Origin of the sequence: Rhodococcus sp. 2G (assembly GCF_001886355.1) — a bacterium.
GTDB classification, from domain to species: domain Bacteria; phylum Actinomycetota; class Actinomycetes; order Mycobacteriales; family Mycobacteriaceae; genus Rhodococcus; species Rhodococcus pyridinivorans.
The window spans coordinates 1684535-1704731 of the sequence record NZ_CP018063.1; the positions used below are offsets into that span (position 1 = coordinate 1684535).

The window sequence follows — 20197 nt, forward strand, 5'->3', positions numbered from 1 at the left end:
TCATGTTGACATGGGAGGAAGACGTGGAGATCCACGCACTGCACAAACGAGGCTGGACGATCTCGGCGATCGCCCGGCACACCGGCCGAAACCGGCGCACGATCCGCAACTATCTGAACGGCACTACCACACCCGGAGTCCGCAAATCCGCTGGTGAAGACCCATTCGAGCCGTTCATCGACTACGTCTCGGCCCGTCTGACCGAGGATCCGCACCTGTGGTGGGCGAGGACCTTGTGCGACGAACTCGAGGACCTCGGCTACACCGCCTCGTATCAGACGCTGACCCGCCAGATCCGGCAACGAAAACTCCGGCCCGTCTGCCAGGCCTGCGCGTGCGCAACCGACCGTCCCAACGCGGTCATCGAACATCCACCCGGTGAGGAAACCCAATGGGACTGGGTCGAACTACCGAACCCACCCGAATCGTGGGGGTGGGGCAAGACCGCCTACCTGCTGGTCGGTTCGCTCGCGCATTCCGGCCGGTGGCGTGGGGTGCTCGCCCCGGCGATGACCCAGCCGCATCTGATCGACGGCCTCGACCGGATCTGCCGCAAACTCGGCGGCCTGACCCGCACCTGGCGGTTCGATCGGATGGCCACGGTCTGTCACCCGGACAGCGGGAAAGTCACCGCCTCCTTCGCCGGTGTCGCCAAGTACTACGGTGTCGTGCCGGCGATCTGCCCACCGCGAGCCGGGAACCGCAAAGGCGTTGTCGAGAAGGCCAATCACACTGCAGCACAAAGATGGTGGCGGTCCGTGGCCGATGAGTTGACCGTCGAGCAGGCACAGGCGAGCGTGGACAAGTTCTGCACCCTGCGCGCCGATGCCCGGATGCGCGCCACCGCCGACGGCAAGGCTTCGGTGCTGACCGTCGCCGCCCGCGAACCCCTGACGCCGATGCCAGCCGATCCGTATCCGGTGCTCATCAGCGAACCGCGGACCGTCTCCCGGCAAGCATTGGTGGCCTACCGCGGCAACCGCTACTCGGTGCCCCCGGAACTGGCCCGCGGCACAGGTGCAGGTCACCCGGCGGCTCGGCGACGAGGTGATCGACATCGTCACCGCCTCGCAGATCACCATCGCCCGGCACCGGCTCGCTCCGGACGGGGCCGGGGTCATCGTGCGCGATCACGGCCACGTCCACGCCCTCGAGCAGGCCGCGATGGCCGGGGCCGCGGTCGGAGGCCGGCCGCACCGCCGCAAGGAACGCATCCCACCCGGTGCGGACGCACGTGCTGCAGCAGAAGTACTGCGCACCAACACCACTGACCATCACTCGCCGTCGACGACACCGCGGTCGACGGTTGTCGACCTGGCCGCCTACGAGCGCGCTGCCCGCGGAAGGAACACCCTCGCATGACCATCACCCCCGACACCACCACCTCGACGAGTCTCTATCAGCGTCTGCGCGGGCACCTGGCCACCCTCAAGTTGCACGACGCCGCCGAAGCGCTGCCGTCGGTGCTCGACCGGGCCCAAAAGGACGGACTGTCGATGACCGCAGCCCTCGAACAGCTACTGTCGATCGAGGTCGACGCCACCGAAGCGAGGAGATTGGCCGGACGGTTACGGTTCGCGTGCCTGCCCACCCCGGCCTCACTCGACGACTTCGACTACGACGCCGCCCCCGGACTCGATCGGGCACTGATCACCGAACTGGGCACCTGCCGATTCCTCGAAACTGCGACGAACGTCCTGCTCATCGGCCCTCCGGGGGTCGGAAAGGCCCACCTGTCGGTGGGTTTGGCGCGGGCGGCAGCGCATGCCGGCTATCGCACCTATTTCACCACCGCCGCCGATCTGGCGGCCCGCTGTCACCGCGCTGCGATCGAAGGCCGATGGGCGACAACGATGCGGTTCTACGCCGGGCCGACGCTGTTGGTGATCGACGAGCTCGGTTATCTTCCGTTACCGGGTGAGGCCGCATCCGCCTTGTTTCAGGTTGTCGCGCAACGCTATCTGAAGACTTCGATCATCATCACCACCAACCGCGGTGTCGGTGAGTGGGGTGAGGTCCTCGGCGATACGACCGTCGCCGCTGCGATGCTCGATCGACTTCTGCACCGATCGGTCGTGCTCAACCTCGATGGTAATTCCTACCGCCTGCGCGATCACCACGCCCGAGCCGAGAAGCTCCGTCGGGCCACCACCGGAACACGGCAACCGCTACAGTGAAACAGCCAGCGAGTGGGCACTTTCGTTGAGCACAAGCGAGCACATTCGCTGAGCCTCATCATCTCGGCCTCTATTACTACCCTGCCCTGGAGAAGGCCCCCGAACCGGGACAACTTCGCGGGGGCGCGCACACCGACTTCGGCAGCCTCACGATCCTCTACGGCTACCCCTCGGTCCAAGGCCTGCAGGTCTGGAACGACGAGGAATGGGAGGACGTCCCGCTGGTGCCAGACTCCTTCGTGATCAACATCGGTGATCTCATGCAGCGCTGGACCAACGACGTCTGGAGCTCGACCAGACACCGCGTCGTCAATCCGTCCGACGGGCAGTGGGATCAAGCCCGATTCAGCATGGCCTTCTTCCATCAGCCGAATTACGACGCTTTGATCGAGAGTCTCGACGACACGGAACCCGCGAAGGGGCCTTCGCCCCGGAGTGTGGACACGGGATTTGTGGTTAGGCGGCCAGCGTAGTGCTGGTCGTGGTGGATGGGGCGGTGGCGTGCTCGTAGGCGGTTGGTGAGAGGTAGCCGCAGGCAGAGTGCCGGCGTCGGTTGTTGTAGCGCAGGATCCACTTGAACACTTCGCGCCGGCAGGTGGTTGTGTCGGGCCACGTGTGCTCGCCTGCGAGGGTCTCGCGCTTCAGGGTGGCGTTGAACGACTCCGCGAGCGCGTTGTCGGCCGATGTGCCGACCCGGCCCATCGACCTGGACACGCCCAGCTCGGCGCACAGGCGGGCGTAGTCGGCCGAGCAGTAGACCGACCCGTGGTCGCTGTGAAACACCGAGCCCGCGAGTGAGCCTCGTTCGTGGGCGGCTGCGTTGAGGGCGTCTTCGACGAGGCTGGTGCGCATGTGGTCGGCGATGGACCAGCCCACCAGCCGTCGGGAGTAGAGGTCGATCACGGTGGCGAGGTAGAGGAACCTCGTGCCCCCGGCGCCGTCGCCGCAGGGCAGGTAGGTGATGTCCCCGACGTAGCGGGTGTTGATCTGCTTGGCGGTGAAGTCACGGTTGAGTTGGTCGGGCACGACGGCGTCGTCGGGTGCGGGGATCGTGGTGCGGACCTTCCTGCGTAGCCGGAGTCCGGCCAGGTGGTGTTCGCGCATCACCCGCGCCACGCGTTTGTGGTTGACCCGCTCTTCGGGTGGGACCCCGGCGTTGAGCTCGTGCGTGACCCGCGGCGCGCCGTAGGCCCGGTCGCCACCTGTCTTGGGGTCCTGGATCGTTCGGACCTTCGCCGCCAGTGCCGCATCGCTGGCGGCCCGCTTGGCGCGTGCCGGGGTGCCGGCCTTCCAGGCGTAGTAGGAGGACCGCTTGATCTCGACGGCCGTGCAGAGTCGCTTCACCTCGAAGGTGGCGGAGTTGTCGGCGACGAACTGGAAGCGACTCACCAGCGCGTCTCCCCGGCGAAATACTTCGCGGCCCGACGGAGGATGTCACGCTCGGTGGACAGCAGGTCCTTGGCAGCCTTCAGGTCCGCGACCTCACGCCGCAGCCGGGCCAGTTCCTGCGCCGGCGACTCCGGCCCGCAGCTGCCCTCGGGAGGGTCCTTCGGGGTCCGGCCCCGGACCGCGACTCCCGCCGCCTTCAGCCAGGTCGAGAGGGTCGCGTCGGTGATGCCGAGGTCGGAGGCGATCTGCTTCACCGTCGCCCCGTCGGTGGTGGCGTAGAGGTCGACCGCGTCGCGGCAGAACTCCTCGCTGTAGGTCTTGCGTGCCATACGTGGATCGTCTCGCTTCCCCCGGCATCAAACCGGGATTGGCGTGTCCACACTCCGGGGTCAAGTCACCAGTACGAAGCGATCACCTCAGGTGCCTACTTCGACTATCAGCAGAAGTCGATGGTGGTTACGACCTAGTGGGCTCGGGTGTCGGGGTGGTTGAACCCGGTAAAGGCGGGATCCCGGCAGCGGCCTAACTGCCGTCGATGTCGGAGTACGCGATCTGGCGCAGGCCGTGCCAGGCCGATGTCGTAGTGCTTCATGTGGACGCCGGGATAAGCGTTGCAATCAGTGGCCAGAAGCCGTGGTCACCGGCGAGTAGGCGTTCTCCCGCAAGACCGCCAGCTCGCCAGCACGTGGCGTGTCTGAGCCGGCCGCCGCCGGCGGCGAAGAAGCCCGGGACGAGCGGATAACGTGCAGGGCTGCGCACGGTGGGCAACAGACGGGCTGCGAGCCTCGGTGCCGCCGGTTACTCCAGCGTCCGACCGGCGCCGTCCGTCAACCGAGCACCGACCCTAGGTCAGGCCTGGCGTGGCCGGGTCACGATGTGGAGGACGCGGACGGTCTCGTCGCCCACGGCTTCCCACTTGGAGCGGATGCGGGCGGGGTAGAAAATCGTGTCTCGCGGCTTCAGGCGATGGATGGTGTCGCCCTCGATGATGACGTTGAGCTGTCCCTCGATGAGGTAGGTGGCCGCTGGTGAGGGGTAGTCGAACCACTCATTGTTGTTCTGGTCCTTGGTGAACTCCATCTCGGAGATCTCGAAGGAGTGCTGTTCGGAGCCGCCGACCAATCGAACCGGGACACTGGACTGCTCAGTGCCGGCGACGATGCGGCCCTCCTCGGCTCGGATGACGGTCGCGCCAGGCTGCGGGGCGACGGCTGGGAGGAGGTCGCCGGGGGTGATGTTCAGGGCGGTGGCGATCCGGTAGAGGCTCAGCATGGAGGGTGAGGCGTTGCCGCTCTCGATCTTGCTGAGGAAGGGCTGCTTCATTCCGGCGGCGTCGGCGAGCTCGCGCATCAGGAGACCGCGCTCGGTTCGCCAGTACTTCACGCGCTCGCCGACGGCCTGAGCAACGGCGTCGGAGACGGCTTCCTCGGATTCCATGAGAACGAACTCCCGGGCTCGGGCGGGGACGACGGGCGACGGTGCCTGCAACATCGACTTCTCTCTACGGACTGCGGTGCCCAGCGGGCGTCGGAAGTCTACCGACCTGTCTCACTGCCACGGTGCGCGCGAGGGCTCTGGCGTCGTTGACAGAGGCCTCGCCCGCACCGTGGGCTGACTCAGGCGGACTTGTTGATCCGGAAGACGTTCTTCTCGGGGTCGAGCAGCACCGCCTGCCAGGCGTCGTAGTAGGTCCGGAAAGGTTCCTTGCGGTAGGTCGCGCCCGCTGCGACGGCGGCTGCGGCGAGGGTGTCGACGGCCTCCTCGGAGTCGACCTCGAAGGTCCAGAACGACGGCGCGGAGGCCGACAGGTCGCTCTCGGGCAGGTTGAGCAGCTCGTAGGCGACGGGGGTGTTGAAGCCGAGGATGGTTCCTCCGAGCTGGAGGGCCCGGAAGTAGTCGCCCTCGAGGTAGGTGACGTGGTCCAGGCCGAAGAGCTCGGCGTAGAAGTTGGAGACCTCGTCGACGTCTTGGCAGACCAGGGTCACGAACGAGAGCGCGACACCGGCCTTGGTGTCGGGGTTGGCGTCGGGGACTGTCTCGGTGTTCACGTCGGTGCTCACTTCACGGTCGCCTGGATGGCGCGCTGACGCAGGTACTCCCCGGCCAGGACGGCGTCGTAAGTGGTGCCGCTGCCGATCGGGGCGGGCATCGTCTCAACGATGGCGTCGACGTTGGCGTCGCAGAACTGGATCAAGGAGATCAGCTCCTCGGCCGGCGCAGACTCCTGCGGTGGCAGGACGCGGTGGCGGGTGGAGCGCCACCGGTCGCCGGTCCAGCGGGCGAGGAGGTCGCCGATGTTGACCAGCAGGGTTCCCTCGACGAAGGGCGCGTCGAGCCACTCGCCGTCGTCGCTGAGCTGGACCTGGAAGCCGCCGTAGCCGGGCTGGCGGTCCAGGAGGGTGAAGATGCTCCAGTCGGTGTGCGCGCCGACGCGGAACTGGCCGGGCTTGGGGACGCCGGTCTCCTCCAGGGAGGGGTAGCGGTTGATGTTGAGGGTCCGGGTGCCGTTGGCGCAGCGCTCGATGAACCACTCGCGGCCGAGCCCGAGGGCCTCGCCGCACATGCGAAGCAGCTCGTCGTAGAGCCCGTACATGGCCTCCATGTAGGTGGTGGCGAGGAGCTCGAGCTCGGGCACCTCGTCGGGCCACACGTTCGGGGCGAAGGCGGTGCTGTCGAGAGTGGGGTTGCCCGTGGCGTACGGGCGGCCCATCGTCAGGCTCTCCTTCATGTCGGGGGTGGCCTTGTCAGCCTCCTCGCCGGCGAAGGAGTTCGCCTCCTTCCCGCTGGGCAGCCAGCCGCGGCCACCGACGGTGGTCTCATAGCGAGCCTTGGTCTCTCGCGGCAGGGAGAAGAAGGCCTTGGCGGCGCTGCGGAGGTCGGCCGCGAGCTGCGGGTCGACGTCGTGGTTGGCGAGCATGAGGAAGCCGGAGTCACGCAGGGCCTGGTCGACCTTCGCGGCGGCGGCGGCCTGGACGCCGGCGTCGCCGGTGCGCCAGTCGGCGAGGTCGATCAGGGGGATGACGTCGGTCAGTGTGTTCGACATGGGCTGGGTCTCTTTCCGGGTGGGCGTGGGCTGGGTTCAGGCGTTCTGGGCGGCGAGGACGCGGGAGGCCTCGCGGACGGCGGCGGTGTTGGCCTTGCCGTACTGGGAGCCGTTGAGCTTGGCGGCGATGTGGTCCTTGACCAGGATGGGCTCGTAGGCCAGTCCGCCGTCGGCGTCGAGACGGCTGGGTAGGGTGGAGATGGTGGCGTCGATGTTGCCGTCGTGGAAGAAGGCCACCGACCGGCGGCGCTGGATGGTGCCGTCGATGACCGGGGGCTTCACGCGGTGCAGGGTGGAGAGCCACTGGTCGTTGGTGAGGCGGGCGGTGAGGTCGCCGAGGTTGACCAGGAGCGCTCCCTCGATGGGCTGGACGTCGTGCCAGGTGCCGTCCTTGGCGAGGACCTGGAGGCCGGCGACCTGGTCGGCCCACAGCACAGTGACGATTCCGAAGTCGGTGTGCTCGCCCATCCCGGTCAGCTCGCCGTCCAGGGAGACGTCGGTGCCCTCGGGGAGGGCGTAGTTGTTCATCCGGAGCACGTCGACGGAGTGGTCGGTGAGGTAGTCGAAGAAGCCGGAGTCCTCGCCCAGGGCGTCGGCGAAGATGGTGGTGAGCGTGCGCGCGACGCGTGCGGCGTGGTCGTAGTAGGCCTCGACCTTGGTGCGGAACCCGTCGACGTTGGGCCAGGTGTTGACGCCGTAGTCGTCGTCGGAAAGGTCGAGGCGGTCGAACCAGCCGGCCTCGGCGCCGACGTTGAAGGCCTCGAAGAAGTCGTTCATGCGGGTCGCGGACTCGACTCCCAGGCTGAGGCTGAGCGACTCGCTCTTGGGCGGGCTGTAGCCACGGTTGCCCGGCACGACGTAGTCCTTCTTCTCCTCCAGGGGGAGGACGAAGAAGTCGTCGACCGCCTCCTTGAGGCCGGTGACGACGGAGTCGGGGACCTGGTGGCCGAGGATCTGGATGAATCCCACGGCGGCGCAGGCCTTGTCCATGGCGCGGGCGACGGCGGCACGCTCTTCGGCGGTGCCGGCGCTGGTGTAGGCCGAGATGTCCACGACGGGGACCTCGAAGGCGGGGGTGTTCATGTGCTCCTCCATTTCAGTTCGGTAGTCGCAAGTCTTGTCGGAATGTGTATTCATCAAAGGAATGTAGAGTGACGTTTCTGTTACACCGGACGTCGTCTCTTCGGCGCGTGTCTGGCTCAACTGGCTGCGTAGGTGCGACGCAGCATTTCGGCGAGGTGGTCGCCGGTCGTGATGCCCGGGCCGGGCTGCTCGTTCTCGTCGAGGACCGTAGGGACTGCGGTGACGACGTAGTCGTAGTCGAGGTCGAAGAACGTCGGCACCGAGTACCGGCGGACACCGGTGGTGTTGAGCACGCGGTGGGTGTTGGACAGGTAGAGCCCGTTGGTGAGCTTCGGGACGAGGTCACCGAGGTTGACCACGAAGGTGCCGGGGATGTGTGGGGCCCGAACCCACTCGCCATCGGCGTTGAGGACCTCCGGTCCGCCGACCTCGTCCTGGTACAACATGGTGATCAGGCCCCAGTCGGTGTGAGCGCCGGCGCCGAGCTCGTTCCCCTCGCCGACGCCGTCCTGCGGGGGGTAGTGCAGCAGGCGGGTGGTGATGACGTGGTCCTGGAAGCCTTCGTCGAAGTAGTCCTCGTCGAGCTCGAGGGACAGCGCAACCAAACGGACCAGGTGCTGCCCGAGGACCGCCATGCGGTCGCGGTAGGGGAGTCGAACTGGAAGTCCACCGCCCACACGGCGTCGGGCTTGTCGGCGGGCGGGATGATCGGCACCGTCGAAGTCCCGGTCCGCTTGCGGCGTCGGCGTTGCGGGACGCGGAGGCCTTCCTCTCGCCACAGCCGCTGGAGCTTCTTGTGGTTCACTAGCCAGCCCTCGGCGCGGGCGTCGTGGTAGGCAGGCCGGAACCCGCGGCGGGGGTGGGTCTTGGCCCAGCCCCTCAGCCAGATCCTCAAGCCCGCGTCGGGATCGGCCGGCGTAGCCGCGGCGGGTGGGCGGCGCTGGGTGGTCCGGTTCTGCCCGGTGACCCGGCAGGCGAACCGCTCGGACACACCCATCACACGGATGAGGTGCTCCACGGCTGCCCGCCGGCGTTCCGGGCTCAGAAGTTTCCCCGGGCGATCTCCTTCAACGCGGCCTTCTCCAGCTCCGCGTCGGCAAGGAGCCGCTTCAGCGTGGCGTTCTCCTTCTCGAGGTCCTTGAGCCGTTTCGCGTCGTCGGCCTTGAGCCCTCCGAACTGGTTACGCCACCGGTAGTAGGACGCCTCGGTGACCTGGAGCTCGCGGCAGACGTCCGCGACGTCCTTACCCTCGGCCATGAGCCGGTCAGCAGTGGCCAGCTTCCTGACGATCTGCTCCGGCGTGTGCCGTTTCCTCGTTGCCATGGGTTGAGCCTTCCTGCCCACAAGCGTGGGCCACGAGACTCTCACTCAACCCGGAGCGCTCAGACGGGGTCAGCCCAGGAGCACCATCCCGAACAGGTCGTCGAAACCGTGCGGAGCGTAGACCCGTAGTCCCGGATGCCGGCCTGCCGGTCGCGGCCGTCGAGAAAGTTCCAGACCGACTGGAAGACTCCGCCCGCGGTGAGATACCAGTCTCCGATGCCGAGTTCACCCGCCCGGTCCAGGACGACCCGGCACACCGGATTTCCGGGAACGATGTCGAGCAGTCGCTGCTCGGTTGCGGGGCGTGAGGTCACTCGGGCATCGTCTCTCGTCGCGGGATACCGATAGCGCTAGGCCTGACGCGACCGGGACTTCCAGGCCGACCAGGCAGCGGTCACGATGATCGCGCCGGCGAGGGGCCGATGATCCCGCTGGGGCGTGATTCGAGTCCGTCACCTGCGAGAAGGCTGATGAGCAGACCGCCGATGAACGAACCCCCGACGCCCGCGACCAACGCGAGAGTCCAGTCGATCCCGGTCCCGGACCTGCCCACGACGAGCTGTGCCACCGCGCCGACGAGCAGCCCGAACAGAATAATCCCGATGATCAACATTGCGCGAGTACAAGTGGACATCCTCACGCGGACACCGCTTTACGTCTCGAGAGTGCAATTCGAGATCCGGTCTTCCCGCGGGTCAAACTGTTGTTACATGCGAGCCTGCCCTTCGAGTTCAGCAAGGTTGCGGTTGCGCAATGACTCGGTAGTGGGTCTGGTGTGACCGTCCGAGGCGGACCACACTCGGAGAATGGCCAGGACAAGCGCACAGGCCCAGGATTTTCCGATTGCGCCCGACGTGCCGATGCATTTGATCGACCGCATCCGGGCACTCCGACATCTCGATACCGGTCCCGAGAAATTCCGTGATGCAGGCGGGCCGGTCACCCTCGTACATATCGGTCCTGCCCGGTGGGCGCCGACCTTCGCTATCGTCACCTCACCGCAGGGCGCCCACGATGTTCTCGGCGGTTCCGACGGTTCCTTCGACAAGGAAATGACCGTCCACGTCGAGGGACGGGTGTGGGTCGGCGACAATCTCTTCAATCTTCCTCACGGTTCGTGGGTGCCGCACCGTCGTGCGTTGCAGCCTTTGTTCACCAAGAAGCACGTAGCGGTCTACGCCGACCGGATCGCCGAGGTCGCCGACACGATGGCGGCAGAGTGGAGCGAGGGCGGGTCGATCGATCTCGACACCGAAACCCGGCGACTCACCCTGCGTGTCCTTGGCCGGTCACTCTTCGGAACGGATCTCAGCGAGAGATCCGAAGCTGTCGGAGTTCCACTCGGACAGGTGGTGCAATTCGTGGGACGACGTGCCCTGCAACCGATACGAACCCCGACATGGCTGCCGACACGTGCCCGTCATCGTTTCCGTGTTTCGTTGGCTGTTGTCACCGAAACGCTCGACGAGGCGATGGACGCCGCGCGGAGCGGTGCTGGCAATGGCGCCGAATTGATCAAGCTGTTCTTCGAGCTCACCGATCCGGTCACTGGCAGAGCGTTCAGCGACGAGAAGATCCGTGACGAGTTGCTCGCGTTTCTCTTCGCGGGTCACGACACCACCGCGACCACTCTCGCCTACAGCTTGTGGCAGCTCGGCCGCAATCGCGAGATGCAGGAGCGGGTGGCGCGGGAGGCTGCAGCCATCGGAGACCGCCTGTTGCGCGCGAGCGATATCGGGGATCTGCCCTACACCGTCCAGATAGTCCATGAGTCACTGAGGATGTGTCCGCCCGCAGCGACGGCCGCGCGAATGGCAATGCGCGACGTGGAGGTCGACGGTTACCGTATCCCTGCCGGGACGAATACGATCGTCGGCACCTACGCGCTCCACCATGATCCGTCGCTCTGGGACGAGCCCGAGAAATTCGACCCGGATCGGTTCGCCCCCGGGCAATCGGTAGCGAGGTCGCGGTGGCAGTATCTGCCGTTCGGTGGTGGCCCACGCACCTGCATCGGAGATCATTTCGCCATGCTCGAAGCAATCCTGGGCCTCGCCAGTGTGGTGCGAAAACTCGAGGTGGAATCCCTTCACGACGATTTTCCGGTAAAGACGCCGTTCACCTTGGTCGCGGCCGGACCCGTGCCCGCGCGTGTGGGGACCAGAGCCGTCACTGCGTAGTCGTCGGCAAGGGCAGGCGGGCAGGCAGGTGCGTCGCGCCGCACTGATCGGGACAGGGCAGGATGGTGGCCATGCAGACCACACCCCTGACCTTCGAGTCCTCCGTCGTCGTTTCCGCCACCCCCGACGAGGTGTACGCCCTCGTCTCCGACGTCACCCGCACGGGTGAATGGTCGCCCGTCTGCGCGGAGTGCTGGTGGGACGAAGGGCAGGGCCCCGAGGTCGGTTCCTTCTTCACCGGCCGGAACGTCACCCCCGAACGCACCTGGGAGGCCCGGTCGAAGGTCGTCGTCGCCTCCCCGGGCCGCGAATTCGCATGGTCGGTCGGCCCGGGCCTCGTGCGCTGGAGCTACGTCATCAAGCCCGCGGACGCCGGCACGGAACTCACGGAGACCTGGGAGTTCACCGAAGCCGGGCAGAAATTCTTCCACGAGAAGTTGGGGGCGGAGGCACCTGCCCGGATCGCCGCGCGGGAGCAGGCCGCCCGCAGCGGAATTCCGGCGACCCTGGACGCGATCAAGCGCATCATCGAGGGCTGACCCGGGACGCTCGTCGATCATCGAGGGATCGCCGGGCGCTTCCTTGCCGAGGGGCGAACGGTGAACACCGCGACCTTCGGGTGCACCAGGCTCGGTACGTGGCGGGCGCAGTGTCGTGCGCTGTCGTGCGCTGCGAGGCCGGGATCGGATTCGAGGGGTCGGCTGCGACACGTAGCAGCCTGATCGCCGAAGTGCGGGTCACCGAGGAACTCCCCACCGGCGGACTTGGTGTCGGCCTGGGCATCCAGAAGGCCGATTCGCGCTAGGAGGCCCTGCGCGATCTGATCGACGAGGTGCTCCGCGTCGACGATGCCGGCTCACCGATCGCGGCGTTGATCTCCGGCCTCGACGTCGCCTACGACCTCGGTGAGGGACACCCGCTGCTGGGACGACGCATGCCGGATCTCGACGTCATTGCCGAGGAGAAGCCGGTTCGAGTGTTCGGGCTCGCCCACTTCTGCTGCAATCCGACGGTCCACCAATCGATTCCGGGCATCGTCCTGAATGCGTCGACCTCGTGTGGGCGCGTTACGACGCCGCTTGGGGATTGTCGTTGCTCGGTGAGGGGGACGCGCCGTCGGCTGTGCTCGTGCGCCCGTACGGGCACGTGGCATGGGTGGGGGGCTCGACGGACGGTCTCGACGCCGCGCTCGCGAAGTGGTGCGGCACTGCGGCCGGCCGAGCAGGAACCGTTGCGTGAACAGGTGATTCCTGAGCTACGCGGGTAGGCCGTACCGACCTTGCGCTGAACAGGGCTTCGCGCGCGTTGCAGTTGCGTCGAAACACGGTTCGGCGCGCAAGGATCGGCGGCGCAGTGAGACCATGCGTCACCGACGAGGAACAGCGACGTACTTGACCTCGAGGAACTCGTCGATACCGATGGTGCTTCCCTCACGTCCGAGACCCGATGCCTTGATGCCGCCGAACGGTGCCGCGGGGTTGGACACGATGCCGGTGTTCAGCCCGATCATGCCGACCTCGAGCGCTTCGCTGACACGGAAACTGCGGTCGACATCCTGGGTGAAGATGTATCCGGCCAGTCCCCAGGGCGTGTTGTTGGCGATCTCGACGACCTCGTCCTCGGTATCGAAGACGACGATGGGCGCGACCGGCCCGAAGATCTCCTCGCTCATCAACGCGGCGTCCTTCGACACGTCGGCGAGGACGGTGGGTGGGTAGAAGTAGCCGGGTCCCTCGGGCCGGCTGCCGCCACACACCACGCGCGCTCCACGTTCGACGGCATCGGCGACGAGACGTTCCACCTTCGTCAGAGCCTTCTCCTCGACCAGCGGACCGACTTGGGTGCCCTCGACCAGGCCGTCCCCGACGGCGAGGGCATCCATACGGGCAGCGAGCTTCTCGGCGAACCGATCGGCGACCGCGCGGTGCACGAAGATGCGGTTCGCGGCGGTGCAGGCCTCACCCATGTTGCGCATCTTCGCGGCGAGCGCGCCGTCGACGGCCCGGTCGAGATCGGCGTCCTCGAATACGATGAGCGGGGCATTTCCGCCCAGCTCCATCGAGCTGCGCATCACGTGCTGGGATGCCTGTTCGAGCAGCCGGATGCCCACCGCGGTCGAACCGGTGAAACTGATCTTGCGTGCGATACCGCTGGACATCCAGGTCGAGACGACCTCCCCGGGTGCGGTGGTGGGCACGACGTTCAGCACACCCTTGGGCACACCGGCCTCGACGAGCACGTCGACCAGGGCCAGCGAGGTCAACGGCGTCAGCTCCGAGGGTTTGAAGACGATGGTGCATCCGGCTGCGATGGCGGGTCCGATCTTGCGGGTACCCATGGCGAGCGGGAAGTTCCACGGCGTGACGAGGACGCACGGTCCCACCGGCTCCTTGGACACCAGGATGCGGGTCGTGCCGTCGCCGGTGCTGGTCACATCGCCGCCGATGCGGACGGCTTCCTCGGAGAACCACCGGAAGAACTCCGCGGCGTAGGCGACCTCGCCCTTCGCCTCGGCGAAGGGTTTGCCCATCTCGGTGGTCATGATGGTCGCGAACTCGTCCTGCCGCTCCAGGATGAGCTCGTAGGCCCGGCGAAGGATCACGCTGCGTTCGCGCGGAGCGGTCTTCGCCCAGTGCTTCTGCACGCGAGCACAGGTCTCGACGGCACGCCGGGCGTCGTCGGCGTTGCCGTTCGCGACGGTCGCGATGACCTCCTCGGTCGCCGGGGCGACGACCTCGAATCGTTCGCCGGTGGTCGATTCGACCCACTCACCGTCGATGAACAATTCTGTGCTGACGCGGGACACTGCGTCGGAGACGCCCACCCGTGTCCCGACGATCGTTGCATCGGTCATGCGCTTTCCTCCTCGGAGATGGTGTTGTTCATCGACATTCGTGGCCCGGGGTCGAGAAGTTCTGCGAGATGTTGCCCCGGGGCGGACACGTCGATCTGCGCAACCTGCATCGCGCATGAGAAGCCGTCGGTGACCACCGCGGAGTCGTCGTCGGCCGCGCGCAGTGCCGGGGCGAGGGAGGTCTCGGCGACCTTCATGCTGATGTCGTGGTGTTGTTTCTCGAATCCGAAGTTTCCTGCCACGCCGCAGCATCCGACTGCGTCGCGGACGTCGTCGACTCCCGCTGCGGTCAGGATCCGGCGATGGCTTCCGGCGCCGAACACGGAGTACTCGTGGCAATGGGTCTGCAGCACTATCTCGTTCGGTAGCGGTTGTGCAGGGGCGGGTGTCCAGCCGTTGCGCACCATGGTGTCCAGATAGGACGCGAAGCTGTGGACCCGTGCGGCGACGCGACGCGCAGCCTCGGTGGGCACCAGCTCGGGCAGGTCCTTGCGCAGGGCGGCGGCGCAACTCGGCTCGACAACGACGATCGGCCGGTCGGTGCCGTCGTCCAGTGTGCGGGCGGCGTGGGAGAGCTTCTTCTTCGCGGTGTCGAGCTGGCCGGTGGAGATCCACGTCAGTCCGCAGCACGCGTCTGCGGAGCAGCTCATCACCTGCTGATCCGCCGAGGCGAGCACGCGGGCGGCGGCACCGGCGACCTCCGGCCGCAACCCGCGAGTGAAGGTGTCGACGAACAGCACCACCGGCGTCGAACCGGACCGGCCACGTAGTGCGTCGCGCACGGCCTTCTTCCAGGCCCGCCGGGAGGCGAAGGGCGGAAATACCCGGTCGGGGGAAATGCCGCCGAGTGCGGCGGCGCGCTTGGCGAGAGAAGTGCGCAGGACCGCGTTGACCAGCGGTGCTGCCAACCCCGTGAGGCGGAGCCAGCGTGGCAGCCACCCCAGCGAATAATGCGACACCGGTCGTCGTGTGCCGTCGTAGTAGTGCGAGAAGAACTCGGATTTGTAGGTGGCCATGTCGACGCCGGCCGGGCAGTCGGTCGAGCAGGCCTTGCACGACAGGCACAGATCGAGTGCCTCACGCACTTCCTCGGATTTCCACCCTTGCTCGATTGTGCGGGCGCCGCGCACCATCTCCTGCAGGACCCGGGCCCGGCCCCGAGTGGAGTCCTTCTCGTCGCGGGTCGCGCGGTAGCTCGGGCACATCACGCCACCGGAGTCGGCCCGGCATCGTCCGACGCCGATGCAGCCCTGGACGGCGTGCACCCACGGGGCGGGGGTGTGTTGCGGCCGCGCGCCGTCGGGACGGACCGCCTCGATCGGGTGCAGGTCGTAGTGGGTACGCCAGGTGCGTTCGGGAACGTCCGCCAACGCCAGATCGTCATCGATCCGCGCCGGGTCGGTCAGCGATCCCGGGTTCAGGATGCCTTGCGGGTCCCAGATCGTGCGGAAGGCGCGGAATGCGCTCATCATCCGCGCGGAGTACATCACCGGCAGCAGTTCCGAGCGGGCACGGCCGTCGCCGTGTTCTCCGGAGAGCGATCCGCCGTGACGGACCACCAGCCGCGCGGCCTCGTGCATGAACTCGCGGAAGACCTGCCGGCCTTCCTCGGTGCGCAGGTCGTAGGTGATGCGGATGTGCATGCAGCCGGCGCCGAAGTGCCCGTACATCACGCCCTGCAGGCCGTGCCGGTCGAGCAGTGCGCGGAAGTCCTGGAGGTAATCGGCGAGGTTCTCCGGCGCGACAGCGGAATCCTCCCAGCCCGGCCAGGATTCGCCGCCGTATGCCAGGCGGGAGGACAGTCCGGCGCCGTCCTCGCGCACCCGCCACAGGGAAGCACGCTCGGTGGTGTCGGCCGCGAGGCGGCCGTCGACGAGGCGGCCGTTCCGGCGAAGTTTGTCGAGCAGTGCGTCGGCGGCCGCGGCCACGGAGTCCGGGTCGTCACCGTCCAGGTCGACGTAGAGCCAGGCGTTTCCCACCGGGAGTCCGAGGACGGAGTTCTCGCCCCGACGCAGCCGCATGGTCTCGACGATCGCCGCGTCGACACCCTCGACTGCCGCAGGCGAGAACTCCAGGATGGTTCCGATGTCGCGGGCCGCGTCGACGACATCGTCGTAGCCGAGGCAGACCAGCAACGCGCTGGACGGGCGGGGAACCAGCTCGACGCGGGCACCGACGATCACCGCGCAGGTTCCCTCGGATCCGACGAGCGCACGGGCGACGTCGAACCGCTTCTCCGGCAACAGATGATCGAGGTGGTAACCCGAGACCTGCCGTTGGATCCTCCCGAGTTCGGTGCGGAACTCGAACAGGTGCTCGCCTGCCAGCGCGGTGAGCTCGGCGTCGAGCTGCTGCGCGCGCGCCGCAGCGGCCGCGTCGTCGGGATCGGTGGCACGCAGGCCTCGCTGCGCCGCGGTGAGCCGGAACCCGTCGGCGGTGACGAGGTCGATCTCGTGGACGTGATCGGACATGCGGCCGTAGCGCACCGAGTGGTTGCCGCAGGCGTCGTTGCCCAGCGCGCCACCGACCGTGGCCCGGTTCTTCGAGGAGGGATCGGGGGCGAAGGTCGTCCGGCCCGAGGACGCGTCCTCGGCCACCCGCGTGAGGGTCGCGAGCACGACGCCCGGTTCGACGTCGGCGACACCGGCCGTCTCGTCGATGTCGAGGATGCGGTTCATGTGCCGGGAGAAGTCGACGATCACACCGGGGCCGACGGCATTGCCCGCCATCGAGGTCCCGCCCCCTCTGCTGACCAACGGAATCCCGGTGTCGCCGCAGACGGTCACCACCGCCACGACGTCGTCCACCGACCGAGGAAAGACCACGGCCGAAGGTGGCACCCGGTAGTTGGAGGCGTCGTAGGAGTACTCGGCCCGTCGACGCGTGGAGGTGTCGACCGGGACGCCCAGTGTCCGGAGTCTGTCGGCGAGGACGCGAATCCGGACGTCCTCGTCCGTGCAGGAGACGCTGGGGCGCTGTCCTATGTTGAGCTGGTCGTCGTTCATCGCGTGCGCCGCGTCAAGATCGGGGACCGCAGAGAATATGGGCGCGTCGGTTCGGGAACTCCATCGGCCGCCTCCGGGTTTGTAGGATTGTCGACAATCCTGCCATGAACGGAGCCTACAAAGAGGAGGCAGCGAACGCAACGGCACGCCGGCCCGGGCGTTCTCACCGTCAACCGAGGAGGCTTCTGTGACAGCTTGCCGTCTGCACCCCGAGGCTGGGCAGGGTGCAGACGGCAGAATGTCGTATCGGAGTCGGAGGGCGCTGCGGCGTGCCTACACCAGCCGAGTCACGCCGATGGTGTGATCTGTGGTGAACTCCTCGATCGCCCACTCGCCGTTGAATCGTCCGAGCCCGGAGTTGCGTTCGCCACCGAATGCCACGTGTGCCTCGTCCTGAACGGTCATCTCGTTGATGAACGTCATGCCCGCCTCGACCCGATGCGCGAATTGCAGTCCCCGGTCGATGTTCTGCGTGAAGACCGCGCTGGACAGACCGAATTCGTGGTCGTTGGCCAGTTCGAGGGCGTGTGCTTCGTCATCGGCGCGTAGGACCGCGACCATCGGGCCGAAGATCTCCTCGCGGGCGATCTCCATATCGGACGTGACGTCGACGAACACGTGCGGAGGCACGACCCGGCCGTCGATCTCCCCACCGAGCGCAACGCGTGCTCCGGCGTCCCGGGCCTGCTCGATCTTCTCCTCGAGGCCCTTCAACTGCGAATCGTTGACGACGGGCCCGACCAAAGTGCCGTCTGCGGACGGATCGCCGTAGGACACGGCCTGCGCGGCTCGGGTGAACCGATCGAGGAAATCGTCGTACACCGGCGCCTGCACGATGATGCGATTCACGGCCATGCAGATCTGTCCGGAATGCAAGAACGACCCGGTCACCGCTGCCTCGACGGCCGCGTCGAGATCGGCGTCGTCGAGGACCACCAGGGGTGCGTTGCCGCCCAATTCGAGTGCCACCTTCTTGAGGTGCTTACCGCCGGTGGCGACCGCACCGACCTGCTTGCCGACCGGTGTCGAGCCGGTGAAGGAGATCAACCGCGGGACGGGATGCTCGACGAAAGCATCGCCGATCTCAGAACCGGAGCCGATCACCACCGACAACACTCCCGCCGGAAGGCCTGCTTCCTCGAAGATCCGCGCGATCAACAGGCCGCCGGTCACCGGAGTGTCCGAGGCCGGCTTGATCACCGCGGCATTGCCCAACGCCAACGCCGGTGCCACCGATCGCTGCGACAGGTGCAGCGGGAAATTCCACGGGCTGATCACCCCGACCACTCCGATGGGCTTTCGGTACACCCGCATCTCACGGTTCGGGGTGTTCGAATCGAAGATCGATCCGTGGACCCGGGACGGGAACGACGCCGCCTCCTGCGTGATGCCGATGGCCAGGGAGACCTCGGTATCGGCCTTGATCCGCGTCGAGCCGGACTCGGCGACCAGCCAGTCGATGATCTCGGCTCGGCGCTGCTCGAGGATCTGTGCGGCGCGACGCAGGACTGTGGCGCGCTCGGCGGGAGCGGTCGCGGCCCACTCGGTCTGTGCTGCCCGGGCAGCGGTGTAGGCGGCGTCAACGTCCTGGGCGGAAGCGAGGCGGATCGTGGCGACCACGCTGTCGTCGAACGGGTTGGTGTCGGTCAGGACGCGGTCGGAGCGTCCCTCGCGCCACTGCCCATCGATGAACTGGGAGGCGACCGGTTGCCCGGCGAACGTGGCACTGGAACCGAGATCTGTTGCTGTCATGGAGAACTCCTCGACGGTAGGTAGGTCAGAGAAAGGCGACGACGGGCTCGGGGGTCGATGTGTCTGCCGAATCGTCGAATGTGGTGTCGATCTGCTCAATGGATCGGTCTTCACCGGCCGACCGAACGGGAACCGCCCCAGCGCCGGCCGGAGCACGTCGCAGATCGTTACCGGCTCCTGCCCGGATGGCGCAGATCGAACATGTTTTCACAGTGCGCCGCCTTGCTGGTGGTAGGCAGCGGCGTCGGGTACCACTGTTTGCGGGCGATCGCATCTGTGTGGCATACCCCGCCGGCGACCATTCGAACCCGGAGTTGCGCCTTGTCGGGACCGGCGACGCAGGAGATGGCGCACGGCTCGCGAAGCTGTGCGCCATGTCTTGCGTTCGATGGACGATACCTACGAATCGAGCCGGCGACCGTCGAATCTATCGGCGTGCCCGGCGATGTGAGCGTGCAGTCGCGCGACCGCCGGGGACGGCGTCCTCGTCCCGGTCGTCAATCCGATGGTGCGATTCGCGATTCCGGCGACCGGCACGGTGACGATTCCGGGCACAGGCGTTTCCGAGCGAGGCAGCAGTGCGACACCGAGGCCCTGGGCGACCAATGCCCGGATCGTTTCGAACTCGCTGATCTCGAACGCGATGTACGGTTCGAATCCTGCTTCTTCGCAAGCTGATTCGAGTTCTCTGCGGATGTGATAGTCGGGTGGGCTGGCGATGAAGTGATCGTCCGCGAGATCGCGCAGGTCGAGGCGGGCACGGCCGGCGAGTCGATGGCTGCTCGGGAGGTGGAGCAACAGTCGCTGTTGCGCGAGCACGGTGACCGGCAGATCCTCCGGTGGAGGGATGATGACGGCGAGATCGAGCCGGCCGTCGCGAACCATCTCCGCGAGCTCTTCACCGTGTGCCTGGACCAGATGCAACCGGACGCCGGGGGCCAGTCGGTGGAACTCGGCCAGCAACGACGGGATGCTCACCGGCCCGAGGGTGAGCGGGAACCCGAAGCGGACGACGCCGTGGTCGGGATCGGCGTGCTCACGCACCGTGGTGATCGCACCGTCGAGTTCGCGGACCAGATGCCGGGTGCGTTCGTGCAACTCCCTCCCGGCAGTCGTCAGCACGACTCCTCGCCCGGACTGCTGGAACAACGCCACACCCACTACCTTCTCGAGTGCCCGGATGCGGCGACTGACGGAAGACTGGGGAACGTCGAGCAGATCCGCCGCGCGCGTGATGTGACCTTCGCGCGCCGCGGCGTCGAAGGCGACGAGCAGCGGGGCGACCATTGCGGTCTCGGGCGTCACATACCAATCCACATCTGCATGGTACTGCCTGCAAGATCTCATTGGACGGATGAATCGGAAGGGGGCACGCTGAAGGTCGACAACGG

Annotated in this window: 18 protein-coding genes and 3 pseudogenes; 7 read left to right on the top strand and 14 right to left on the bottom strand. The window is 67.0% G+C overall.

Features of this window, described 5'->3' with window-relative positions:
• Nucleotides 1-2: 2 nt before the first annotated feature.
• The 3 genes and pseudogenes from BO226_RS07865 to BO226_RS26600 all read left to right on the top strand — a co-directional run bounded on the left by BO226_RS07865 (nt 3) and on the right by BO226_RS26600 (nt 2650).
• Nucleotides 3-1362 (top strand): annotated as a pseudogene (locus tag BO226_RS07865) (IS21/IS408/IS1162 family transposase).
• Nucleotides 1359-2177, top strand: a complete 819-nt coding sequence (gene istB, locus BO226_RS07870) for an IS21-like element helper ATPase IstB (protein WP_071934946.1) — start codon at nt 1359-1361, stop codon at nt 2175-2177. Before BO226_RS07865 ends, istB begins: the two are co-directional and overlap by 4 nt.
• A gap of 86 nt (nt 2178-2263) precedes the next feature.
• A complete protein-coding gene (locus tag BO226_RS26600; RefSeq protein ID WP_083543594.1) occupies nt 2264-2650 on the top strand; it encodes a 2OG-Fe(II) oxygenase family protein in 387 nt (128 codons plus the stop codon).
• Here BO226_RS26600 and BO226_RS07880 read toward each other — a convergent pair.
• From BO226_RS07880 to BO226_RS07930, 9 genes and pseudogenes are all read right to left on the bottom strand, one after another.
• Nucleotides 2634-3895 (bottom strand): IS3 family transposase gene (locus tag BO226_RS07880; RefSeq protein WP_156895137.1). Its coding sequence is split into 2 segments (ribosomal slippage): nt 2634-3583 and nt 3583-3895, totalling 1263 coding nucleotides; the frame shifts between segments, so codons are not numbered across the junction. The two genes, BO226_RS26600 and BO226_RS07880, sit on opposite strands and share 17 nt — an antisense overlap.
• Before the next feature lie 520 nt (nt 3896-4415).
• Entirely contained in the window at nt 4416-5057 is a 642-nt protein-coding gene (locus BO226_RS07890) for a helix-turn-helix domain-containing protein (protein ID WP_071934950.1), read from the bottom strand.
• Nucleotides 5058-5182: 125 nt separating this feature from the next.
• Nucleotides 5183-5614 (bottom strand): VOC family protein, encoded by a 432-nt coding sequence (locus BO226_RS07895; protein ID WP_042329013.1) that lies wholly within the window; start codon nt 5612-5614, stop codon nt 5183-5185.
• An 8-nt stretch (nt 5615-5622) separates the two neighbouring features.
• On the bottom strand, nt 5623-6609 hold the full coding sequence (locus BO226_RS07900; protein WP_071934951.1) for an isopenicillin N synthase family dioxygenase: 987 nt from the start codon (nt 6607-6609) through the stop codon (nt 5623-5625).
• A gap of 36 nt (nt 6610-6645) precedes the next feature.
• Complete coding sequence (locus BO226_RS07905; RefSeq protein ID WP_071936385.1) at nt 6646-7692, bottom strand: isopenicillin N synthase family dioxygenase; 1047 nt, start codon at nt 7690-7692, stop codon at nt 6646-6648.
• Nucleotides 7693-7808: 116 nt separating this feature from the next.
• Nucleotides 7809-8327: an isopenicillin N synthase family dioxygenase gene (locus BO226_RS07910; protein ID WP_083543595.1), complete on the bottom strand. Its 519-nt coding sequence runs from the start codon at nt 8325-8327 to the stop codon at nt 7809-7811.
• Nucleotides 8328-8341: 14 nt separating this feature from the next.
• Nucleotides 8342-9015, bottom strand: a pseudogene (locus BO226_RS26605) (transposase); the annotation flags it as partial.
• A 59-nt stretch (nt 9016-9074) separates the two neighbouring features.
• On the bottom strand, nt 9075-9329 hold the full coding sequence (locus BO226_RS07925) for a nucleotidyltransferase family protein (protein WP_071934953.1): 255 nt from the start codon (nt 9327-9329) through the stop codon (nt 9075-9077).
• A 36-nt stretch (nt 9330-9365) separates the two neighbouring features.
• Nucleotides 9366-9628: pseudogene (locus tag BO226_RS07930) on the bottom strand (GlsB/YeaQ/YmgE family stress response membrane protein).
• A 247-nt stretch (nt 9629-9875) separates the two neighbouring features.
• On the opposite strand from BO226_RS07930, the gene BO226_RS07935 reads away from it, so the two are divergent.
• The 3 genes from BO226_RS07935 to BO226_RS07945 all read left to right on the top strand — a co-directional run bounded on the left by BO226_RS07935 (nt 9876) and on the right by BO226_RS07945 (nt 12000).
• On the top strand, nt 9876-11195 hold the full coding sequence (locus BO226_RS07935; RefSeq protein ID WP_332260670.1) for a cytochrome P450: 1320 nt from the start codon (nt 9876-9878) through the stop codon (nt 11193-11195).
• Between the two features lie 62 nt (nt 11196-11257).
• Nucleotides 11258-11734, top strand: coding sequence for an SRPBCC family protein (locus BO226_RS07940; RefSeq protein ID WP_024100882.1), 477 nt, complete (start codon nt 11258-11260; stop codon nt 11732-11734).
• A 98-nt stretch (nt 11735-11832) separates the two neighbouring features.
• Complete coding sequence (locus tag BO226_RS07945; protein ID WP_156895139.1) at nt 11833-12000, top strand: hypothetical protein; 168 nt, start codon at nt 11833-11835, stop codon at nt 11998-12000.
• A 51-nt stretch (nt 12001-12051) separates the two neighbouring features.
• Here BO226_RS07945 and BO226_RS26935 read toward each other — a convergent pair whose 3' ends face one another.
• A complete protein-coding gene (locus tag BO226_RS26935; protein ID WP_156666046.1) occupies nt 12052-12213 on the bottom strand; it encodes a hypothetical protein in 162 nt (53 codons plus the stop codon).
• A 38-nt stretch (nt 12214-12251) separates the two neighbouring features.
• Here BO226_RS26935 and BO226_RS28555 point away from each other — a divergent pair, with 38 nt between their 5' ends.
• Nucleotides 12252-12434: an aromatic-ring hydroxylase C-terminal domain-containing protein gene (locus BO226_RS28555; RefSeq protein ID WP_033096673.1), complete on the top strand. Its 183-nt coding sequence runs from the start codon at nt 12252-12254 to the stop codon at nt 12432-12434.
• A gap of 127 nt (nt 12435-12561) precedes the next feature.
• On the opposite strand, the gene BO226_RS07955 is transcribed toward BO226_RS28555, so the two are convergent.
• From BO226_RS07955 to BO226_RS07970, 4 genes are all read right to left on the bottom strand, one after another.
• Nucleotides 12562-14049: an NAD-dependent succinate-semialdehyde dehydrogenase gene (locus BO226_RS07955; protein WP_071934956.1), complete on the bottom strand. Its 1488-nt coding sequence runs from the start codon at nt 14047-14049 to the stop codon at nt 12562-12564.
• Complete coding sequence (locus BO226_RS07960) at nt 14046-17054, bottom strand: FAD-binding and (Fe-S)-binding domain-containing protein (RefSeq protein WP_232238076.1); 3009 nt, start codon at nt 17052-17054, stop codon at nt 14046-14048. Before BO226_RS07960 ends, BO226_RS07955 begins: the two co-directional genes overlap by 4 nt.
• 273 nt (nt 17055-17327) lie before the next feature.
• On the bottom strand, nt 17328-18806 hold the full coding sequence (locus BO226_RS07965; RefSeq protein WP_006552005.1) for an aldehyde dehydrogenase family protein: 1479 nt from the start codon (nt 18804-18806) through the stop codon (nt 17328-17330).
• Nucleotides 18807-19205: 399 nt separating this feature from the next.
• A complete protein-coding gene (locus tag BO226_RS07970; protein ID WP_232238077.1) occupies nt 19206-20123 on the bottom strand; it encodes a LysR substrate-binding domain-containing protein in 918 nt (305 codons plus the stop codon).
• Nucleotides 20124-20197 lie beyond the last annotated feature (74 nt).